The organism is Pantoea sp. X-Soil-OKNW-556 (genome assembly GCF_059730695.1).
This window is the reverse complement of sequence record NZ_AP035990.1, coordinates 4,266,843-4,283,628: the sequence shown is the minus strand read 5'-3', so window position 1 is coordinate 4,283,628 and position 16,786 is coordinate 4,266,843. Positions and strand designations below refer to the sequence as shown.

The following is a 16,786-nucleotide window of genomic DNA, read 5'->3' as shown; positions in this document are numbered from 1 at the left end:
AGATGGCTGAGTCTCAACCGCTACCCGCGGCGCCTTGCGGCGCGGAGTATTTGCGCGCGGTATTGCGTTCACCGGTGTACGAAATTGCACAGGTCACGCCGTTACAGAAAATGGAAAAAATTTCATCGCGTCTTGGCAACACCATTCTGGTGAAGCGTGAAGATCGTCAGCCGGTGCACAGCTTCAAGCTGCGCGGGGCTTACGCGATGATTGCCGGGCTGACTGAGGAGCAGAAAGCGCGCGGCGTGGTGACAGCATCCGCTGGCAACCACGCGCAGGGCGTGGCCCTCTCAGCCAGTACCTTAGGCATCAAATCACTGATTGTGATGCCGCTGGCCACGGCAGATATCAAGGTTGATGCGGTGCGCGCATTTGGCGGTGAGGCTTACCTGTTTGGTGCCAACTTCGACGAGGCAAAAGCCAAGGCGATTGAGCTGGCGGAGCAGCAAGGTTACACCTTCGTTCACCCGTTTGATCATCCGGCGGTGATCGCCGGGCAGGGCACGCTGGCGATGGAACTGTTGCAGCAGGATGCGCATCTCGATCGCGTTTTCGTACCGGTCGGTGGCGGTGGTCTGGCGGCGGGTGTGGCGGTGCTGATCAAGCAACTGATGCCGCAGATTAAAGTGATTGCCGTTGAGTCAGAAGATTCAGCCTGCCTGAAAGCGGCGCTGGATGCCGGTCATCCGGTTGATCTGGCGCGTGTCGGTTTGTTTGCTGAAGGTGTGGCGGTGAAGCGTATCGGCGACGAAACCTTCCGCCTGTGCCAGGAGTATCTGGACGACATCATCACCGTGGACAGCGATGCTATTTGCGCCGCGATGAAAGATCTGTTCGAGGATGTGCGTGCGGTGGCGGAGCCTTCCGGGGCGCTGGCGCTGGCCGGGATGAAAAAATACATCCAGCAGCACAACATCAAGGGCGAACGTCTGGCGCATGTGCTGTCGGGGGCCAACGTCAACTTCCACGGTCTGCGCTACGTCTCCGAGCGCTGCGAACTGGGCGAGCAGCGTGAAGCGTTGCTGGCGGTCACCATCCCTGAGCAACAAGGCAGCTTCCTGAAGTTCTGCCAGACGCTGGGCGGTCGTTCCGTCACTGAGTTCAACTATCGTTACGCCGATGCCGACAACGCCTGCATCTTCGTTGGCGTGCGCTTGACGCGCGGGCTGGAGGAACGTAGCGAAATCATCAGCCAGCTCACGCAGGGTGGTTATAACGTGGTGGACCTCTCCGACGATGAGATGGCCAAGCTGCACGTCCGTTACATGGTCGGTGGTCGTCCATCCAAACCGTTGCGTGAGCGCCTGTTCAGCTTCGAGTTCCCGGAAGCACCCGGTGCGTTGCTGAAGTTCCTGCAAACGCTCGGTACGCACTGGAATATCTCGTTGTTCCACTATCGCAGCCACGGCACCGATTACGGTCGTGTGCTGGCGGCGTTTGAACTGGGTGATGATGAGCCGCGCTTTGAGGAGCATCTCACGGCGCTGGGTTATGACTTCCACGACGAAGCCAATAACCCGGCGTTCCGCTTCTTCCTCGCCGGTCAGTAACTACAGCAGGTTCCAGAAGGCATTGATAAGCGGCTCTCCGAGCCGCTTTTTTTGTACGCAAACGCCCAGCTCGAGCGGCGCGACCGACTCGACGTTCTCCAGCACCAACACGCGATTACGTACCGGTTCCGGGCTGTTTTCCAGTACCACGTCCGGCAGCAGCGCAATGCCACATCCCAGCGCCACCATCGACACAATCGCCTCATGGCCCGACACCGTGGCATAAATCAGCGGATTGGGAATGCGGCGGCGGCGAAACCACAGGTCGATCCCCCGGCGTGCAGGCCCTTGTTCCGGCAGGATAAACGGAATCAGCGACCAGTCAGGCTCGTCCTGGGTCGCCTGATTCCGCACCGGGCAGGGCAACGCCGGGGCGATCAGGACCAGCGGAATCAGCCCAAGTGGCGTAAAATCTATGCTGGCGGGCAGCGATTCAGGGCGACCGGCAATCGCCAGGTCGGCCTCACCAGACTGCACCATCTCAATCGCATCGGCGGCATCGCCGGTGGTGAGCTTGATCTCCACCTGCGGATGTTCGGCGCGAAAGCGGTCGAGAATCGGTGGCAAATGGCTATAGGCTGCCGTGACCGAACAAAACAGACGTAACTCGCCACTGAGCGAGGGGCCGTTCAGGTCCATCACATGACGCAGTTGTTGATATTGCAGCAGGGTTTGCTGGGCAAACTGACGCAACCGTTCACCGGCCTCGGTGAGTGTCACGGTCCGGTTATCACGCAGAAACAGCGCGTGGCCGACATCCTCCTCAAGGCGCTGGATTTGGCGCGACAGGGTAGATGGGCTGACATGCATGGCGCGTGCTGTGCGGCCAAAGTGGCAGCTCTCGGCCAGATGGAGGAAGAGTTTCAGGTCTCGTAAATCCATGCGCGGGTAACCTCAAAGTAATATTGCAAATCCTGCAATGTGACCTTGTAAATATATCAATTTAAGCAACAGATTTCCTGTCATATGATGGGGTCATTCGCGACACTGATAACAGCGTCGTTACTGAACAAAGCAAACACAACATCAAACCGGAGTACCCATGGCTAACTACTTCAACACTTTGAACCTGCGCAACCAGTTAGCGCAGTTAGGCAAATGTCGTTTCATGGCGCGCGATGAATTCGCGGATGGCGCCAGCTTCCTGAAAGGGAAAAAAGTCGTCATCGTTGGCTGTGGTGCTCAGGGCCTGAACCAGGGTCTGAACATGCGTGATTCCGGTCTGGATATTGCTTACGCCCTGCGTGCCGAAGCGATCGCTGAGAAGCGTGCTTCTTTCCGCAAAGCGACCGATAACGGCTTCAAAGTGGGTACTTACGAAGAGCTGATCCCGCAGGCTGACCTGGTGGTTAACCTGACGCCAGACAAGCAGCACTCTGCTGTAGTTCAGGCGGTACAGCCGCTGATGAAAGACGGCGCAGCGCTGGGCTACTCACACGGTTTCAACATCGTTGAAGTGGGCGAAACCATCCGTAAAGACATCACCGTGGTCATGGTGGCGCCGAAGTGCCCGGGTACTGAAGTGCGCGAAGAGTACAAGCGTGGCTTCGGTGTGCCGACCCTGATCGCAGTTCACCCGGAAAACGATCCGAAAGGCGAAGGCCTGGCGATTGCTAAAGCCTGGGCCTCTGCGACCGGTGGTGACCGTGCGGGTGTGCTGGAATCCTCTTTCGTTGCGGAAGTGAAATCTGACCTGATGGGTGAGCAGACCATCCTGTGCGGTATGTTGCAGGCCGGTTCTCTGCTGTGCTTCGACAAGCTGGTGGCAGAAGGCCACGATGCGGCTTACGTTGAAAAACTGATTCAGTTCGGCTGGGAAACCATCACCGAATCCCTGAAGTTCGGCGGCATCACCCTGATGATGGATCGTCTGTCTAACCCGGCTAAACTGCGTGCTTACGCGCTGTCTGAGCAGCTGAAAGGCATCATGGCTCCGCTGTTCCAGAAGCACATGGATGACATCATCTCTGGTGAATTCTCCTCCGGCATGATGGCTGACTGGGCCAACGACGACAAAAACCTGCTGACCTGGCGTGAAGAGACCGGTAAAACCGCGTTCGAAACCGCACCGCAGTTCGAAGGTAAAATCGAAGAGCAGGAATACTACGACAAAGGCGTTCTGATGGTTGCAATGGTGAAAGCGGGCGTTGAGCTGGCATTCGAAACCATGATCGACGCGGGCATCATTGAAGAGTCTGCTTACTATGAATCACTGCACGAGCTGCCGCTGATCGCTAACACCATTGCACGTAAGCGCCTGTATGAAATGAACGTGGTTATCTCGGATACCGCAGAATACGGTAACTACCTGTTCTCCTTCGCGGCTGTACCGCTGCTGAAAGAGTTCATGACCACCCTGCAACCGGGCGACCTGGGCAAAGCAGTGGAAGGCACTCAGGTAGACAACGCGCAGCTGCGTGACGTGAACGAAGCGATTCGTCAGCACCCGATCGAAGCGGTTGGCCGCAAACTGCGTGGCTACATGACCGACATGAAACGTATCGCCGTAGCGGGTTAATCCGTTCGCGACACAGTTTTCAGCAACGAAAAACCCCGGCTTGCCGGGGTTTTTTTTGGGTTAAGCTGCGTGTTGTTACCCTCACCCTAACCCTCTCCCGCAAGCGGGAGAGGGAACTGATCGAGCATATGGCACACCTCCCTCTCCCTCATGGGAGAGGGAACTGATCGAGCATATGGCACACCTCCCTCTCCCTCATGGGAGAGGGCCGGGGTGAGGGTAACAGCACGCACCTAACCCCACCCAATAAAAAACCCGGCCTGAGCCGGGTTTCGCATTTAACACTTCAACGCATCACACCGCTTCATACAGCGTCTGATTACGTGTCTCTTTGCAGGCAATCAACGCAATCAAGGTCAATGCCGCCATCGAAGCCAGATAAAAACCCACCGCCTGCAAACCGTAGTTCGCGTTCAGCCAGGTCGCGATATAAGGTGCAACGGATGCCCCCAGAATCGACGACAGGTTATAGGAGAACGAAGCACCGGTATAACGCACTTCAGTCGGGAACAGCTCTGGCAGCAACGCACCCATCGGGCCAAACGTCAGGCCCATAATGCTCAGGCCGAGCAGCAGGAAGCCCATCACCAGCACCTGCGAACCCGAACCAAGCAGCGCCGGGAACATAAAGGCGAACGCGATAATCATCAGGGTAATGGTGATCATGGTTTTACGGCGACCGAAACGGTCAGCCAGCAGGCCAGCAATCGGCACCATCACACCAAAACCAATCACCGCCACCATCAGCATCCACAGGAAGCTGTTACGTGAATAACCCAGGCCGACCGGCGCTGGCGCCGTGCCGTAGCTCATGGAATAGACGGTCATGATGTAGAACAGCGTATAGGTGGCGAGCATGATAAAGGTGCCGAGAATGGTCGCCACAAGATGTTTGCTCAGCAGGGTGCCAATCGGTACGCGTACCTGCTTCTTCTCTTTCTGCACTTTTGCGAATACCGGGCTTTCATGCAGCGATACGCGAACATACAAACCGATAATCACCAGTACGGCGGAGAGGATAAAAGGTACACGCCAGCCCCATTGCATAAACTGCTCGTCAGTCAGCAGCCAGGAGAGCAGCAGGAAGGTACCGTTAGCGAAGAAGAAGCCAATCGGTGCGCCAAGCTGCGGGAACGATCCGTACAGCGCACGCTTTTTCGCCGGGGCATTTTCGGTTGCCAGCAACGCAGCACCTCCCCATTCGCCCCCGAGGCCCAGACCCTGACCAAAACGTGCCAGCGCCAGCAGCAGCGGTGCAGCCACACCAATGGTTTGATAACCAGGCAGCAGGCCGATCAGTACGGTCGATACCCCCATGGTCAACAGGGAAGCCACCAGGGTGGCTTTACGGCCCACGCGGTCACCAAAGTGACCAAACACCGCTGAACCAATTGGACGCGCGACGAAGGCGATGGCAAACGTCGCCAGCGACTGTAGCGTCGCGACTGTGGCATCACCCTGTGGGAAGAAGATATGCGGGAAAACAATCACCGCCGCAGTGGCGTAAATATAGAAATCGAAGAATTCAATCGCGGTGCCGACAAGAGACGCTACGACCACTTTGCCGCGTGAATTGACTGGCGCATCGTCGTGTTTTTTGTCGAGTGGTTCTGTGATGGAGGCTTGCATAACTGTTTCTTAATTGTAAATTGAAACAAAGAATCTTACGCACCTGTTTTGCGTCATTCAATGGCGAAAAACCGCGTCACAACAGGCTTTTTCGGCGAAAAAGAGGATAATTTCTGAGTTCATGCAATCGGCGGCGGATGGGAAGGGGAACGGCGGCTTTTTTGGCGGGAATCTCTGCAAAAGGGCCAAATAAAAGTGACCCTTTAGCGATTCCTGCTGGGTTTTGCCGCAAAAACAGCCAATGGGGAACATTTTTGGCTGTTGCGGCAAATGTAACTAATGTTGCTGGTGGGGTTGTGGCATCTCTTTATCATCTTTATATCTGGCGGTGGCGATCCAGGCGGCGCAGAACAGCGTGAGACGCGCAAAGAAGTAGAAAAATGCCATCAGACCTAATACCGAACCAAATGCCGCACCGGAGGGGGAGGTCGCCAGTTTCGGCAAGGTAATGGTCATGACAAACTTAATCACCTCAAAGCCAACAGCCGCCAGCAGCGTACCGCGAAACAGCGCTTTCTTACGCGGCTTGTGGCGCGGCAAAATCCAGAAAATCCACAGGAAGAGTAAATAGTTAGCAAAGATAGAGATACTCAGGGTAATGATGGTCATCGCCGGGCGTAACCACTCAATATGATCCAGCCCCAGCGCCTGCACAATCGCGGCCTGCGCTGCCCCAGCCACCGAGGTCAGCGACAAGGTGATGACCAGCGCCAGCATCAGACCGGTGAGTGAGATAAAATCACGAATGTATCGCTTCCAGAATTTTTCCTGATCATCAGGTTTCCGTTCCCACACATCACGCGATTGCGCGCGAATCGCTTCGCGCAGGTTACCCATCCAGTTAATGCCTGAATACAGCGCCAGCAGCAGGCCGGTCAGGCCGACGGTAGCACGCTGTTGAATCGCCGTATTGACGGTGTTTTTCAGGGTATTGGCAAGGTTAGGATCGCTGATACTGTTGACGATTTTGTTGATCAACTCCGTGAGTAAATCCTGATTCGACGCCAGCACAAAACCGACCGCCGCAAAGGAGACCATCAAAATCGGTATCAATGAGAGAAACGAGAAGTAGGTAATGGCGGCACCAAACTGGCTGCCGAGACGATCATTGAACCGCTCCAGCGCGCGCAAAAAATGGGCTACCGCCGGGATGGCCTGAAACCAGGTCGCGAAGCGTGAGACATGCACAATCGAGCGGTCCACATGCTGATTACCGGTTTTCAGATCAATGAGCGGCTTTTGCCCGGCCGCTTTTTCCTGATTTTTTTCGTCCGTCATAGACATTCATCATCCTGTTCACAGCGAAATTAAAATTATAGCCTGCTAAGTGACGTACTCCTGCAAGACCTGGCTTAACCACTCCATAAACACCCGCACCCGGCGTGCAACATTGCGTCGATGCGGATAGAGCAGCGAAATCGGCATCGGTTTAGCCGGAAAATGATGCAGCACTTCCACCAGTTGCCCGGACTCCAGCAATGGCTGCACGCCAATCGCCGGCACCTGAATAATCCCCAGCCCGGCAATACACGCCGCACGATAGGTTTCGGTGCTGTTGACGGTTACCACGCCGCCGGTTTGCACGAAATGCGTCTGCTTGCCATCAAAATATTCAAAGCCAGGCGATGGCTGGCCCAACTGCTGGGTATAGTGCACCATCGCATGTTGCGATAAATCTTCCAGGCGCACCGGCATACCGAAGCGGGAAAGGTAATCGGGGCTGGCGCAGTTAATCAAGGCATGGGTTCCGATTTTACGCGCGATCAGGCCGGAATCTTTCAGCTCCCCCACGCGTATCACGCAGTCAAATCCCTCACGGATCACATCCACCTGGCGATCGCTGCTGCTAAGCTCAATCTCAATGCCGGGATAGTGCTGCAAAAACTCCGGCAACCGCGGCAGGATAAAACCGGTCGCCATCGCTACCGACATATCCACGCGCAATTTGCCGCTCAGCGTCGCCGGATCGTGTTGAAACAGGCTGTCCATATCATCCAGCATCGACAACAAATCGAGGCAGCGATCGTAATAAACCAGCCCATCCTGGGTGAGATGGACACGGCGCGTAGTGCGATGCAGCAGCCGTGTACCCATTTGATTTTCCAGCGCCTGTAACTGGCGCGATACGCTGCCTTTTGGCAAACCAAGGCTCTCTGCCGCGCGGGTAAAACTGCCCATTTCTGCCACCCGCACAAAAACCTGCATTGCGTGAATTTTATCCATGTTGTTCACCGATTGTTGTTGTTAGTGAAACAGTGCAGCGCATTACAACCAGTTTATAGATCAAACCTCAGAGAATATCCTTGAAACGTGTTCAATTTTGCAACAGGAGCGAATCATGAGTCACAAAATTGCGTTGATTACTGGCGGCAATCGCGGTTTAGGCAAGAATGCCGCGCTAAAACTGGCCGCAAAAGGCACCGATATTATTTTTACTTACCGCAGCCATGCAGAAGAAGCTGAGGCAGTGGTGAAGGAAATTGAAGCGCTGGGTGCGCGTGCTGCCGCGCTGTTGCTGGATGTCGGCGATACGCGTCAGTTTGATGGCTTTGTCAGTCAGGTTAAAGAGACGCTGCAAAAGGTGTGGCAGCGAGACAACTTTGACTATTTAGTGAACAACGCCGGTCACGGTCACTACAAGCTGTTCAGCGAAACCACCGAGGACGAGTTTGATGCACTGGTCAACGTGCATTTCAAAGGGCCGTACTTCCTTACCCAGAAGCTGCTGCCGGTGATTATTGATGGTGGTCGTATCCTCAATATCTCCAGCGGCCTGACGCGTATCACTTATCCAGGGTCCAGCACCTATGCCTCCATGAAAGGGGCGATGGAAGTGTTGACGCGCTACCAGGCGAAGGAATTGGGCGAACGGCGTATCCGCGTCAACATCCTGGCACCAGGGGCGATTGAGACGGATTTTGGCGGTGGCCGCGTACGCGACACCAAAGAAATCAATGACACCATTGCCTCGCTGACGGCACTGGGCCGCGTGGGACTGCCGGATGATATCGGCGACGCGGTCAGCGCAATTCTGAGCGATGAAACTGGCTGGATCACCGCCCAGCGTATCGAAGCGTCCGGCGGGCAAGCACTGTAATCAATCGCGCAATAAATTGCGCCGCTACAAATATGTGCAGATACCGTAGCGGCGCGATTTATCGCGCAATGTGCATCGGTGCCTTATCGTTCGATGGTGCCGTCGATCACCGTCACTGTCTGGCCGCCAATCCAGATGGCCTCTGGCGTGAAACTGACCTGAATGCGTCCGTCACGCTGAACCACGCTGCCCTGACGGGCGCGGTAGTCGCGGGTATCGCCCTGTGACGCCAAATAGCGCGCCAGGCAGGCATTGGCGCTGCCGGTCACCGGATCTTCCACCAGGCTGCCGTTCTCTATAAACAGCGCGCGCAATTCATATTGTTCGCTTTCACCTTGTGGTAGCGGGCCAAATGGGGCGATGCCATTCACCTTGGCGTGTTTCTGCAAGCGCAGCAGATCACTGGCGTTGGCCTTAATCTCCCGCACTGCTGCGGCGCTGGTCATCGGTAACAGCAGCCAGCGGATCCCCATATCCACCACCGTAGGCGACTGGCTTTCATCCAGGGCGTCGCTATTAATGGCGCTGCCGATCAGCGCATCGCTGAAGGGAGTCAGGGTGGCTGCCGGGGCGGCGAAAGCCAGCGCTCCGTCAGTGCTGATCCTGACGTCCACCAGGCCAACGCCACACTCCTGCACGATTTTGCCCGGCATCTTCAGCGGCCAGCCCGCCTCAAGCAGCGCATGCGCGGTGCCAAGCGTCGGATGCCCGGCAAACGGCAGCTCACCACCGGGGGTAAAGATGCGCACCCGATAATCCGCTGCTGCATCCTCCGGTGGCAGCACAAAGGTGGTTTCCGACAAATTGGTCCAGCGCGCAATCGCAGCCAATTGCGCATCGCTCAATCCCTGTGCATCCATAATCACCGCCAGCGGATTGCCGCGAAAGGCTGATGAGGTAAAGACATCCACTTGTTTAAACGCGACCTTCATTGTCACTCCTTCCTCGTTGAGGTGGTCTGAAATCCTGATTTACATGATGTTGATTGCTAAAGGTAATCATTAGGGCTATGAATAGATTAACAATTATGCAACCGGAGTTCGCTATGTTAAAAATTCTTGGCCGCACATCATCAATTAACGTGCGCAAAGTTTTGTGGCTATGTGCCGAGCTGGATATTCCTTACGAGCACGAAGTCTGGGGCGATGAAAACAAATCCCTGCACTCTGCCGAATTTTTGGCGCTTAACCCCAATGCCATGATCCCGGTGATTATCGAAGACGATTTCGTCATGTGGGAGTCCAATGCCATTCTGCGCTATCTTGCCACCAGTTACGGCGGCGAGTGGCTCTACCCGGAAAACCCGCGCGCCCGTGCACCGATCGATCAATGGACTGACTGGCAAGCCACTGAACTTAACACCTCATGGCGCTACGCGTTTATGTCGCTGGTGCGCAATTCACCCGCCCACCAGGATGAACGTCTGCTGGCGGCAGCCTGCAAAGGCTGGAATCACACTATGGGTATTCTCAACCAGCAGTTGGAAAAAACCGGGCGCTACGTAGCAGGTCGTAACTTCACTCTGGCGGATATCCCGGTCGGTCTGGCGGTGAACCGCTGGTTTGAAACTCCGCTGGAACATGCCGACCTGCCAGCGGTACGCACCTATTACGAACGCCTGACCGAGCGCGAGGGTTACACCACCTGGGGCCGTAACGGCACGCCTTGATCCTGTCCTGGCGGCAGGCCGCTTAATTCGCAGGCCAGTGCGCCAGTGCGCTCCAGTGCCCAGGTATAACGCGCATCGAACGGATAGCAGCAGGAGAGGCGCAGCGCATGGGTGTAGCGCTCACTCAGTGAGTACAGCGCACCCGGCGTGACGCAAATTTGCTCCTGCAACAACCGATGAAACATCTCCACGGTATCCACTTTTCCCGGCAGTTCGACCCAAAACACAAAGCCACCGCGCGGCAGGGTAGCGCGCGTTCCCTGCGGGAAATGGCGGGCGATAATGCCACGCGCTGCATCAAGATTGGCAGCATAGCGGCGACGCAGGGTGCGCAGGTGGTGATCGTAGCCACCGCTGGCGAGAAACTCCGCCAGCACTTCGCTCAGCAGGCGTGACTCCGACATCGACGACACCGCCTTCAGCCGCGCAATTTTTTCGTGAAAACGCCCGGCGGCGGTCCAGCCGATGCGAAAATCGGGTGCGACGGTTTTGGTAAAGCTGGTGCAGTAAATCACCCAGCCATCGTTGTCGAAGGCTTTAACCGGCGGTGACAACGGCCAGTCAAACTGCAATTCGTCGTACAGACCGTCTTCAATCAATGGAAGATGGTAAGTATTTACTAACTTCGCCAGACGTTTCTTATTCGCCAGCGGCATCACGTAGCCGAGTGGGTTCTGCGCGCCGGGCATGGCGATCAGCGCCTGAATACGCTGTTCCTGGAGCAGCATCTCCAGGGCATCCAGCGATAATCCCTGCTGTGGATCGGTGGGAATCTCCAGCGCTTTCAGCCCCAGTGAAGCCAGCAGTGGGAAGAGAAAGAAGTAGGTGGGGGATTCCAGCCCGACACAGTCTCCGGGTTTGGTGACCGCGCGCAGCGCCAGTTGTAGTGCTTCCATGCAGCCGTGAGTGAGGGTGATGTCCTGCGCGGTAAGGTTTATCCCGGTATGCAGACTGCGGCGTGCAATCTCCTCCCGTAAGCGCTCACTACCCGGCGGAAGCGCGTAACGACCAACTATTTGCGGGTTACGGCGTAAAACGCTGGCGGTTATCCGGCTCAGACGGGCTGACGGATACAATTCAGCATCTTGTGGGCAGGCCAGCGAGATATTGGTGTAGTCCGGGTTATTCTGCGCGGCAAACACCTGCTCAATCAGCTCCAGCTTTTGTGTACTCGGGTCATCCACCTTCGCGCGCATTTTCTGTACCGGACGTGTCAGCGCAGGTAACACGCTGCGTACATAATACCCGGACTGAGGACGTGCTTCGATCAGGCCGCGATCTTCCAGAATTTGCCAGGCATTGAGTACCGTATTGATACTCACCTGATGGGATTGCGCTACCCGACGTATGGCGGGCAGGCGTTTACCGGGCTTCAGTGTTCCCTGGTGGATAGATTCCGCAAAGCTGTCGGCGAGCTGCTGATATAGCGTCTGGCCGGATGAAAGAGGAAGGGACACAAAAGCCTCCGCATTTGATGGGTACAATTATCAATTTGGCAAACTGTAACCATAACAATAGTCATTTTGTGTCTCTGTTTCCATTGCGTTGTGACGATTAGCATGAAGTCATGTTGATCAATCAGGAACTGCATCATGCTCGATCCCTCTTTCTTCAGTTATGTCACCGTTATGTCGATCACCCCCGGCCCGAACAACCTGCTGCTTGCCACTTCCGGGGTGAATTTTGGCTTTAAGCGTACGTTGCCGATGGTGTTCGGCATTATGCTGGGCTGTGCGATGCAGGTGGTACTGGCGGGGGTAGCGCTGGAGGTGCTGCTGCACTGGATGAGCGCGATTCGCCTGCCGTTAACGCTGGTGGGATGTGGCTACCTGCTTTGGCTGTCGTGGAAGATTTTTCGTGCGGGAGCGCCCGAGGCACGAGACAGCGTTCAGCCGATGACCATCCTGAGTGGTGCCTTGTTTCAGGCGGTCAATCCCAAAGCCTGGTTAATGGCGAGTAACGTGGCGTTGATGTATGCCAACAGCAATGGGGTGGCGGCGATCGTGGTGGGATTTGCGCTGCTGAACCTGCCGTGCATTTTGATCTGGGCGGCGCTGGGAGATCGCTTGCGCAACCACCTGCAAATTGCGTGGAAGCGCCAGGCCTTCAACAGCCTGATGGCGTTGTCGCTGGTGGTGACGACCGGGTGGATGTTGTACGACGCGTTGCAGTTGGTGTAAGAATACGAAACGGCGCGATCAACCGCGCCGTTACAGGTATTTACTTGCCGACGACGTGCGCGGTTTCGCGGCCTTCGTCGTTCGCGGCCATCGGTGTCACCGGTGCGTAATCGAGTTGCAGCACGCGACTGGTTTCTGCCAATACTTTCTCGGTCAGTGCCACGTCACCGTTGAGTTTACGGCCCCAGGATGGAATAACCGTGCGGATTTTGGTCTGCCACTCAGGCGAACGCATCTGCTCCGGGAAGGCCTTCGCCATCAGCTCCAGCATAATCGGTGCGGCAGTCGATGCCCCCGGTGATGCGCCCAGCAGCGCCGAAATCGTGCCATCTTGTGAGGTGACCACTTCGGTGCCAAGACGCAACACGCCGCCGTCTTTCTCATCATTCTTGATGATCTGCACGCGTTGACCTGCCGTCACCAGACGCCAGTCTTCCTGCTTCGCCTGCGGTACATAGGCGCGCAGGGCGTCCATACGATCGCTGTCGCTTTGCAGCACCTGATCAACCAGATATTTCACCAGATCGAAGTTTTTCAGCCCAACCTGCATCATTGGCATCAGGTTGCTGCCATTCATCGCGCCGAACATATCCAGCAGCGAACCTTGCTTGAGGAATTTGGTGGAGAAGGTGGCGAAGGGACCAAACAGCAGCACCTGCTTGCCATCCAGCACGCGGGTATCAACGTGCGGCACGGACATCGGTGGTGCGCCGACAGAGGCTTTGCCATACACCTTCGCCATATGCTGCTGCACCACGTCCGGGTTCTCTGTCACCAGGAACGAGCCGCCCACCGGGAAACCGGCATAGCCTTTCACTTCCGGGATGCCCGATTTTTGCAGCAGCGGCAGTGCCGCGCCGCCTGCGCCGATAAACAGCTGACGGGCGTTGAGCACACGGCTTTCGCCACTGTCGGGATTAAACAGGCTAACCTGCCAGCGACCATCACTCAGGCGCTTGATATCACGCACTTCCTGGCGCATCCGCAGGCGGAAATTGGCTTTCTTCTCCAGGGCGGCGATCAGCTGGCGCGTCACTTCACCGAAGTTCACGTCGGTGCCCATTTCGGTCCAGGTGGCAGCCACTTTCTGTTTTTTGTCGCGACCATTCATCACCAGCGGAATCCACTGCGTGATTTGATCGCGTTCTTCTGAGTATTCCATGCCACGGAACAGGGTGCTTTTTTGCAGCGCCTGGAAACGTTTGCGCAGGAATTCGACGTTGTCGTCGCCCCAGACGAAGCTCATGTGCGGCGTACTGTGGATAAAGCTTTTCGGATTGCGCAGATTGCCTTTCTGAACGTGATACGCCCAGAACTGACGGGAAATCTGGAACGATTCGTTAATCGCCACCGCTTTAGAAATATCGATGCCGCCATCCGCCTTCTGCGGCGTGTAGTTCAGCTCCGCCAGCGCAGCGTGACCGGTACCGGCATTGTTCCAGCCATTGGATGACTCTTCCGCTACCGTTGCCAGGCGTTCGACCATCTCAATAGACCAATCCGGCTCCAGGTCTTGCAACCAGGTTCCTAAAGTAGCGCTCATGACGCCAGCGCCAATTAACAGCACATCAACGTCTTTTCGTTCCTGAAGGTTTGCGCTTTCCATGCCAGCGGCGCTTACTGCCAGCGCCAGATTTACCGCAGTTTTGCTCATGAGGCGACATCTCCTCTTCTGTTGACCTGAAGTTCAACAGGTTCGCAGGCGAAACAGCCACGCTTCTTTCGAGCGCGTCGCGCCGTTTCTCAAAGGTTAAGACTCAGGTTAAGTCGTGGGGGTGCTAACGGTTAACTGCACGTTATGCATAGTCATTCGAATATAACATTCTCGTATCGGAATTAAACGTTTGTTTATTTTTTAAAGGCAGAAATGATTCAGCATAAGAATTAATCGGCGGAACCCGCTTGTCATAAGGGATTTTTATCCCTTAATCAGACGGTTACGGCAATGTCTATGTTGCGACATTGTGATGTTTTTGTGCGGATTTTTACGGGGTTAACACCAAAGGGTTAATGTTAACATTATGATAATATTGAATTTAAAGAAAATTGATTTTTTATGCGATTTTTATGTTGCGCGATATTTCGCCTGGTTGTGTAAAAATAATGTTACATTTGTGTGATGACTTGTTCAGGCGCGAGCTACCGCGCCCGTCAGAAGAAATTTCAATCACGCGGTGCACTATCAGGTAACTTTTTCAGACTGATCGCCAGCCGGTTATAGGTATTCATCAAACCGATTGCCACGTTGAGATCCACAATCTCCTTATCGCTGAACACTGCTTTCACTTGCGCAAACAACGCCTCGGGCGCACCCTGGCTGGCAATCAGCGTCAGGCTCTCGGCCCATGCCAGCGCTGCCTGTTCGCGGGCATCAAACAGCGTGCCTGATTCATGCCATACCTGGGTTAACACAATTTTGTGCCACGGCATGTCGGCTTTGTGCAGTGCCTGGGTGTGCATATCGATGCAGTAAGCACAGCCGTTAATCTGCGAAACGCGCAGAAATACCAGCTCCAGCAGGCTGTGCGACAGGTCGGTTTGTGTCAGATAGCTATAAACGCCACCCAGGGCTTTCATCGCACCGGGCGCGGCGCTGTAAAAATCGATACGTTGGCTCATCTTTCGTTCCTCAATCAGTTAAGGTTTTCATCTGCATTGTTCACTGCCGTATGGAGCAACAAAAGTGCCAAAAAATGACAAAAGCAGTGGCCCATTCGCCCTGACATTGGATCGCAGCGATACGCGGGGGTTGAGTGAACAGCTGCATCAGCAACTCAGCATGGCGATTGCCGAAGGGCAACTGGTGGCCGGTGCGCGCTTGCCATCATGCCGTGATCTGGCAGTGCAGCTGGGCGTGGCGCGCGGCACGGTGCGTCGCGCTTATGACATGTTGGTGGATAGCCAATTGTTGGTGGCAAAAGGGGCGGCAGGCACCTTTGTGGCGGCAGCGGCGTTAAGCCAGCCGCCGCGCGCGGCGGTGGCTGCGACAGGGTCCGCTCTGCTTGACATGGTGTATGACTTCGACACGGCGCCGCTGACTTTCCAAATGGGCGTCCCCGCCAGCGACGCTTTTCCGGCCAAAGTCTGGACGCGCGTAGTACAACGGCAGGCGCGCCAGCAGGCCAGCCAGTCACGCGGTTATCCCGATCCGCGCGGCAGCCTTGCGCTGCGCCAGGCGCTGGTGGGCTATCTGGCGGTGGCGCGCGGGATTCATTGCCAGGCAAGTCAGATCCTGGTAACCAATGGCTACGCGGGCGCGCTGGGTTTGATTGCGCTGGCGCTCGGTTTACACGGTCAACAGGCATGGATGGAAGAACCCGGTTTTATGCTGGCACGCGCGGCATTGCAGCACATGCATGTCACGCCAGTTGGCATTCCAGTCGATGTCGAGGGATTGCAGGTGGAGGAGGGGATTGCGCGCGCGCCTGATGCTGCATTTGCCCTGGTCACGGCCGGACAGCAGGCACCGCTTGGGGTAACGCTCTCGCTGGCGCGCCGCCAGGCGTTGCTGGCCTGGGCCAGCTCCCAACAGCGCTGGATCGTGGAAGATGACTATCTCGGCGAACTGCAACTCGGCAGCCGTGCCGCCCCGGCGCTGGCGGCGATGGATAACGACGGGCGAGTGATCCACGTCGGCACCTTCAGTAAAACCCTCAGCCCAAGCCTGCGGCTGGGATTTGTCGTGGTGCCGCCCGGTCTGGCGGCGCGCTTTGCCGACACCAGCGCACTGCTGGCACCCGCCTCCTCTGCGCTGCTGCATGACGCGGTAGCGGAATTCCTGCGTGAGGGCCATTTCCTGCGCCATTTGCGGCGTATGAAGCGGGTCTATCATGAGCGGCTGGAGGGGATTGTTGCGGCATTACGCCCGCATTTTACTGATGTTCAACGCGCCGGTCTGGCAGTGATTGTCCGTTTGCCCGCAGGCACGCCAGACCAGCAAATTGCCCGTGAGGCGCTGGCCTATGGCCTGGCACCTTCACCGCTCTCCATCTGGTTTCAACACGAAACCGGGCGACAATATGGTTTCCTGCTGGGGGTGACCCAGTTACCGCGCGAAGGGTTTGCGCGCTGTGCCGAACGGCTGAAATGGCTGGTGGATGCGCATCAACCACGCATGGACCAGTAAAAAACCGCATTCTTGTG

14 protein-coding genes are annotated in these 16,786 nt (G+C 56.1%); 6 read left to right on the top strand and 8 right to left on the bottom strand.

Annotated features, from left to right (window positions below):
* Positions 1–2: 2 nt before the first annotated feature.
* Positions 3–1,550 (top strand): threonine ammonia-lyase, biosynthetic, encoded by a 1,548-nt coding sequence (ilvA, locus tag AC6I8T_RS19970; RefSeq protein WP_021184981.1) that lies wholly within the window; start codon positions 3–5, stop codon positions 1,548–1,550.
* Here ilvA and ilvY read toward each other — a convergent pair whose 3' ends face one another.
* The gene (gene ilvY, locus AC6I8T_RS19965) at positions 1,551–2,432 is read right to left on the bottom strand and encodes an HTH-type transcriptional activator IlvY (RefSeq protein ID WP_013510959.1); all 882 of its coding nucleotides are present in this window, start codon (positions 2,430–2,432) and stop codon (positions 1,551–1,553) included.
* Positions 2,433–2,592: 160 nt separating this feature from the next.
* Between ilvY and ilvC the strand changes: the two genes are divergently transcribed.
* Positions 2,593–4,068, top strand: a complete 1,476-nt coding sequence (ilvC, locus tag AC6I8T_RS19960; RefSeq protein WP_021184980.1) for a ketol-acid reductoisomerase — start codon at positions 2,593–2,595, stop codon at positions 4,066–4,068.
* Positions 4,069–4,362: 294 nt separating this feature from the next.
* On the opposite strand, the gene AC6I8T_RS19955 is transcribed toward ilvC, so the two are convergent.
* The 3 genes from AC6I8T_RS19955 to AC6I8T_RS19945 all read right to left on the bottom strand — a co-directional run bounded on the left by AC6I8T_RS19955 (position 4,363) and on the right by AC6I8T_RS19945 (position 7,920).
* A complete protein-coding gene (locus AC6I8T_RS19955; RefSeq protein ID WP_021184979.1) occupies positions 4,363–5,697 on the bottom strand; it encodes an MFS transporter in 1,335 nt (444 codons plus the stop codon).
* A 276-nt stretch (positions 5,698–5,973) separates the two neighbouring features.
* Positions 5,974–6,981, bottom strand: a complete 1,008-nt coding sequence (yhjD, locus tag AC6I8T_RS19950) for an inner membrane protein YhjD (protein ID WP_021184978.1) — start codon at positions 6,979–6,981, stop codon at positions 5,974–5,976.
* Between the two features lie 39 nt (positions 6,982–7,020).
* Positions 7,021–7,920, bottom strand: coding sequence for a LysR family transcriptional regulator (locus AC6I8T_RS19945; protein WP_208724384.1), 900 nt, complete (start codon positions 7,918–7,920; stop codon positions 7,021–7,023).
* Positions 7,921–8,035: 115 nt separating this feature from the next.
* Between AC6I8T_RS19945 and AC6I8T_RS19940 the strand changes: the two genes are divergently transcribed.
* Positions 8,036–8,794, top strand: coding sequence for an SDR family NAD(P)-dependent oxidoreductase (locus AC6I8T_RS19940; RefSeq protein WP_208724383.1), 759 nt, complete (start codon positions 8,036–8,038; stop codon positions 8,792–8,794).
* Positions 8,795–8,877: 83 nt separating this feature from the next.
* Here AC6I8T_RS19940 and AC6I8T_RS19935 read toward each other — a convergent pair whose 3' ends face one another.
* Complete coding sequence (locus AC6I8T_RS19935; RefSeq protein WP_208724382.1) at positions 8,878–9,726, bottom strand: PhzF family phenazine biosynthesis protein; 849 nt, start codon at positions 9,724–9,726, stop codon at positions 8,878–8,880.
* Between the two features lie 113 nt (positions 9,727–9,839).
* On the opposite strand from AC6I8T_RS19935, the gene AC6I8T_RS19930 reads away from it, so the two are divergent.
* Complete coding sequence (locus tag AC6I8T_RS19930; protein WP_497834257.1) at positions 9,840–10,463, top strand: glutathione S-transferase family protein; 624 nt, start codon at positions 9,840–9,842, stop codon at positions 10,461–10,463.
* Here the strand turns inward: AC6I8T_RS19930 and AC6I8T_RS19925 are convergent.
* Positions 10,430–11,920, bottom strand: coding sequence for an aminotransferase-like domain-containing protein (locus AC6I8T_RS19925; protein WP_021184974.1), 1,491 nt, complete (start codon positions 11,918–11,920; stop codon positions 10,430–10,432). The genes AC6I8T_RS19930 and AC6I8T_RS19925 overlap by 34 nt on opposite strands.
* 135 nt (positions 11,921–12,055) lie before the next feature.
* Between AC6I8T_RS19925 and AC6I8T_RS19920 the strand changes: the two genes are divergently transcribed.
* Positions 12,056–12,643, top strand: a complete 588-nt coding sequence (locus AC6I8T_RS19920; RefSeq protein ID WP_208724381.1) for a LysE family translocator — start codon at positions 12,056–12,058, stop codon at positions 12,641–12,643.
* Positions 12,644–12,683: 40 nt separating this feature from the next.
* On the opposite strand, the gene mqo is transcribed toward AC6I8T_RS19920, so the two are convergent.
* Positions 12,684–14,297, bottom strand: coding sequence for a malate dehydrogenase (quinone) (gene mqo / locus AC6I8T_RS19915; protein ID WP_021184973.1), 1,614 nt, complete (start codon positions 14,295–14,297; stop codon positions 12,684–12,686).
* A gap of 509 nt (positions 14,298–14,806) precedes the next feature.
* Positions 14,807–15,262 carry a carboxymuconolactone decarboxylase family protein gene (locus tag AC6I8T_RS19910; protein WP_021184972.1) on the bottom strand — a complete coding sequence of 152 codons (456 nt, stop codon included), beginning with the start codon at positions 15,260–15,262 and terminating at the stop codon, positions 14,807–14,809.
* A gap of 64 nt (positions 15,263–15,326) precedes the next feature.
* Between AC6I8T_RS19910 and pdxR the strand changes: the two genes are divergently transcribed.
* Positions 15,327–16,769: a MocR-like pyridoxine biosynthesis transcription factor PdxR gene (pdxR, locus tag AC6I8T_RS19905; RefSeq protein ID WP_208724380.1), complete on the top strand. Its 1,443-nt coding sequence runs from the start codon at positions 15,327–15,329 to the stop codon at positions 16,767–16,769.
* Positions 16,770–16,786 lie beyond the last annotated feature (17 nt).